This is a genomic window from Caballeronia sp. M23-90 (assembly GCF_053574605.1).
This window is the reverse complement of record NZ_JBSIPA010000558.1, coordinates 1-3991: the sequence shown is the minus strand read 5'-3', so window position 1 is coordinate 3991 and position 3991 is coordinate 1. Positions and strand designations below refer to the sequence as shown.

Annotated in this window: 3 protein-coding genes; 2 read left to right on the top strand and 1 reads right to left on the bottom strand. The window is 61.4% G+C overall.

The window, feature by feature from the left end; all coding sequences use genetic code 11:
• Nucleotides 1-166: 166 nt before the first annotated feature.
• Nucleotides 167-1396 (bottom strand): MFS transporter, encoded by a 1230-nt coding sequence (locus ACRXB1_RS32410; RefSeq protein ID WP_449494359.1) that lies wholly within the window; start codon nt 1394-1396, stop codon nt 167-169.
• Between the two features lie 118 nt (nt 1397-1514).
• On the opposite strand from ACRXB1_RS32410, the gene ACRXB1_RS32405 reads away from it, so the two are divergent.
• Nucleotides 1515-2423: a LysR substrate-binding domain-containing protein gene (locus ACRXB1_RS32405; protein ID WP_174364204.1), complete on the top strand. Its 909-nt coding sequence runs from the start codon at nt 1515-1517 to the stop codon at nt 2421-2423.
• Nucleotides 2420-3613, top strand: a complete 1194-nt coding sequence (locus tag ACRXB1_RS32400) for a YbfB/YjiJ family MFS transporter (RefSeq protein ID WP_449494358.1) — start codon at nt 2420-2422, stop codon at nt 3611-3613. Before ACRXB1_RS32405 ends, ACRXB1_RS32400 begins: the two co-directional genes overlap by 4 nt.
• Nucleotides 3614-3991: the final 378 nt, after the last annotated feature.

Sequence of the window (3991 nt, the reverse complement as noted above, 5' to 3'; positions counted from 1 at the left end):
TGATCGGCGGACAGATCGGCGCGCATGTCAGCTTGCGCGCCGTGTTTTTCGTGACCTCCTCCTTGCTGCTTGTTTGCGCGGGTTTGAATCGATGGGTTCGAAGGCGCGGCGCCAGGCAAGACATTGAACGCGCAATTCGGCGGCTGAGTTCGCTTAGCGATTCGCTTCATGACGCGCCTCGCACCCATCGATTCAAACCCGCGCAAACAAGCAGCAAGGAGGAGGTCACGAAAAACACGGCGCGCAAGCTGACATGCGCGCCGATCTGTCCGCCGATCAACGGGCCGATCACTTGTCCGCTGAACTGCGCGGATTGCAGATACCCGAGCGTCTTGCCTGAGTTGTGATCGGCGACGGCGTGCCGGACTTCCTTTGCAATCGATGGCAGCAAACCCGCGAGCGTCATACCCATCAGGCCGCGAAGAATGGCGAGTTGCCACCATTGCGTGACGAACGCCTGCGGCACCAGGACCACGGCCGTGGCAACCAGGCACCCTGTGATCACCTTCGCGCTGCCGATGCGATCGGCAAGCGCGCCAAGACGCGCGGCGGTCAACATGCTGCCGAACGCCGAGGCCGCCATCACGATGCCCGCCATGCGCGCAACATAATCGCGCGGCACACCAAGCTGGCCGATATACACGGTGATGATCGGCTCGATCGACATGTTTGCAAGCAGCACCATTATTGCTGTCAGGAGCAATATGAGGATCACCCCGCGCTTCATCGATGGCAGCGATGCGCCCGCAACGTCGATGCGCTTTTTCGTATCGGCCGTGCGGTCGAAATCCTCGCGCACCACGACGATGGTCAGCACCGCCGCGACCGCGATGATTGCGCCGCCCACGAAAAACGTGCCGCGGATGCCCACCCATGTCGGCAGGAAACCGCCCACGAGCGGCCCGATGAGACTGCCCGCAAGCGCGCCGGTAGACAGTACGCCGAGCGCCCATCCCGAGCGTTCACGCGGCACTTGCGTGCCGACCATGACTATCGATGCCGACGCATAACCGCCGATCAACCCCGCGATCAGCCGCAGCACGACAAGCTCGGTCAGGTTGTGCGCGAGCCCGATCATCGACATCACGATAGCCATGCCGACGGCCGCGCGAATCAGCATCGGCTTGCGTCCATAACGGTCCGCGAGACGCCCCCAGAGCGGCGCGGTGATCGCGGTACCAAAAAACGTTGCGCCAAAGGCAACGCCAGACCACTGAACGATCGCGGAGGGCGTATGCACGCCCAGTTGCTCGACGTAGAGCGGCAAGAACGGCAGCAACATGCTCAAGCTCAGCAGCGTGGTGAAAGAGCCGAAGACGCACACAAACAGGTTGCGCCGCCAATAAGGTGCGTTGCGTTCGGCATAGCTGGGCAAGACGGTTGCGTGCTGATCCATGAAAACCTCGATGGTTCGGGAAGACGTCCGGTCAATGACCGGAAAAAGAAATACCTGACTTGCATATTATCTCTATTTGGGAATATTATGTTTACATCGTTCTCAAATGGAGATTAACGTGGACCATACGACTCTCGATATTTTTTGTGTCGTTGCCGCCGAACTGAGCGTGACCCGGGCCGCCAAACGGCTGGGCCGCGTGCAGTCGAACGTCACGACCCGAATCCAGCAGCTTGAAGAAGAGCTCGGCGTTGCGCTATTCCGGCGCGACGGCAACCGCCTGACGCTCAGCGCAGAAGGCGAACGCTTTCTCGGTTATGCGAACCGCATGCTCGCTCTCGCCGACGAAGCGCGGCAGGTGCTTGCCCCGCAAGCGCCGTCAGGCACGCTCAGGATCGGCACCATGGAAAGCACGGCTGCGGCGCGGTTGCCCGGACCGCTTGCGGCGCTTCACGTGCAGTACCCGGATGTTCAGTTGCGGATTTCGACCGCGCCTTCCAGGCAGTTGCTCGAACAGGTCGGCAGCGGTCTTGTCGATTGCGCGTTTGCGGCGTTGCCGCCCTGTGGCGACATGGCGTCGGCAATGGATCTCGATGCCGCAGGACTTCATGGCGAAGCGGTTTTTCGCGAGGAGATCTTGCTCGTGTTGCCGCCCGGACATGGCGTCGTTCGGAAGGGTGGGGACGTCACCGTGCGTTCGCTCGCCGCGTTTGCGCAGGGCTGCAGCTATCGCGTGCTTGCCGAAGAGTGGCTCGGGCAGGGCGCAGCGCTGCTGGACATCCAGGAGGTCGGTTCGTATCACAGCATGCTTGCGTGCGTTGCTGCGGGCGGTTGTGTGTCCCTTGTGCCGCGCAGCGTGCTGGAGTTGCTGCGCGAACCGCCGAAGTTCCGCACGCATGTCGTGGCGAAAGTGGACACGTGGCTGGTTCATCGAAAGGGTTATCAGACGCCAGCGTTCAACGCACTGCGCGAGGCGCTCACGCCATTCATGTCGAAGCAGTTGTCGGCGAAGGAGAAAGTGTCATGAGCACGATACGGCAGGTTTCATCGACTGCAAGCCAGGGCATGGCGGCGATGGTGGCCGCCCTCGTCATGGCAGTCGGAATGGGATTCGGGCGCTTTGCGTTCACGGGCATCTACCCGGTCATGGTCAGCGATGCCGTGCTGAGCGTGCACCAGGGAACGCTCGCCGCGTCGGCCAACTATGCGGGGTACCTGATCGGCGCGCTGCTGACCGCGGCCGTGCATCCGCGACACTCGCGCAGGTTGTGCATGCTTGCGCTTGCCGGTATTGCAGTTTGTCTCGGGGTGACGGCGCTGCTGGATGCGCCCTGGCTCATCATCGCGATGCGCGGGATCACCGGCGCCGTCAGCGCGGTCACCATGGTCGCGGCGTCGCTCTGGCTCTTGCAACATCGCGGTCACACGCGCGGTGCGCCGATGCTGTATGCGGGTGTCGGCATCGGGATCGTGCTGTCATCCGAGATGCTCGTCGCCGGACGCAGTTCCGGCCTGCACAGCGCAGGACTGTGGTGGGTGCTGGCGGCGGGCGCGCTGATCCTTGGCGCCATCGCGTTGCCGGGTCTCGATGCACGTCCGGTTCACGACTCCGGCACGCGTGCCGCTTTGCATGGACACGAGTCCTTTCCGGCGCTCGGAGCGGGACCGCTGATCGCACTCTACGGACTTGCGGGCTTTGGCTACATCATCACCGCGACCTACTTGCCGTTGTTCGTGAGGGACGCGATCGGCTCGATCGATCCGATTCAGGTCTGGGCGTTGTTCGGTCTGGGCGCGATTCCTTCGTGCTTCATCTGGCACGCGGTCCACATGCGGCTTGGAACACGGCGCGCGCTGTTTCTCAATCTTGCGTTGCAAGCGGTGGGCGTTGTATTGCCGGTCGTGTTTGCCAATCAGGTGGGTTATCTCGGCAGCGCGCTGATCGTGGGCGGGACGTTCATGGGGACCGCAACCATCGCGATGCTCGCCGCGCGCCGGGTCGCGCACACCATGCGCATCAGCATCCTCGCGATGATGACCGCGTGTTTTGGTGTCGGGCAGATCGTCGGACCGCTTGTCGCGAATACGATGTATGCATCGCATCATTCGTTCTCGACGTCGCTCGAAACTGCAGCCGCAGCGCTCGCCGTGGCGGCTTTGTTATGCGTGCGTGTGAGGAAGCCGCGTGATTCTTTTCAACCGAACGTGAACGCATAGGCGTTCGCGCATGCATCGAGAAACTCGATGGGGAACGCATGGTCATCGACCTTTACCGGCTGCCGAATGCCGTTGGTTGCCGGCGACGCTTGAGTTGCCCGTCGACCACGCACTGAATCACTTTAAACCGGTCCAACTCGCGCATCGTCATGGTGATTGGGTCTTCGTATGAATACATGAACTACCTCCTGGTAGTCCAAGAATTCCGCCGCACCCCCAAATACGACATTACTACTTGGGGCCTACACGATATGTCGAGGCCAAGTTCAGATGTCGGGGTTCAAACTTTTTAGAAATGTCGGGTTTTGACTTTATCAATCTCTCTTTAAAAAGCTCATTTCCCCACCGCGGCTGCCCGCAGTTCGGCGCTTCTTAGCA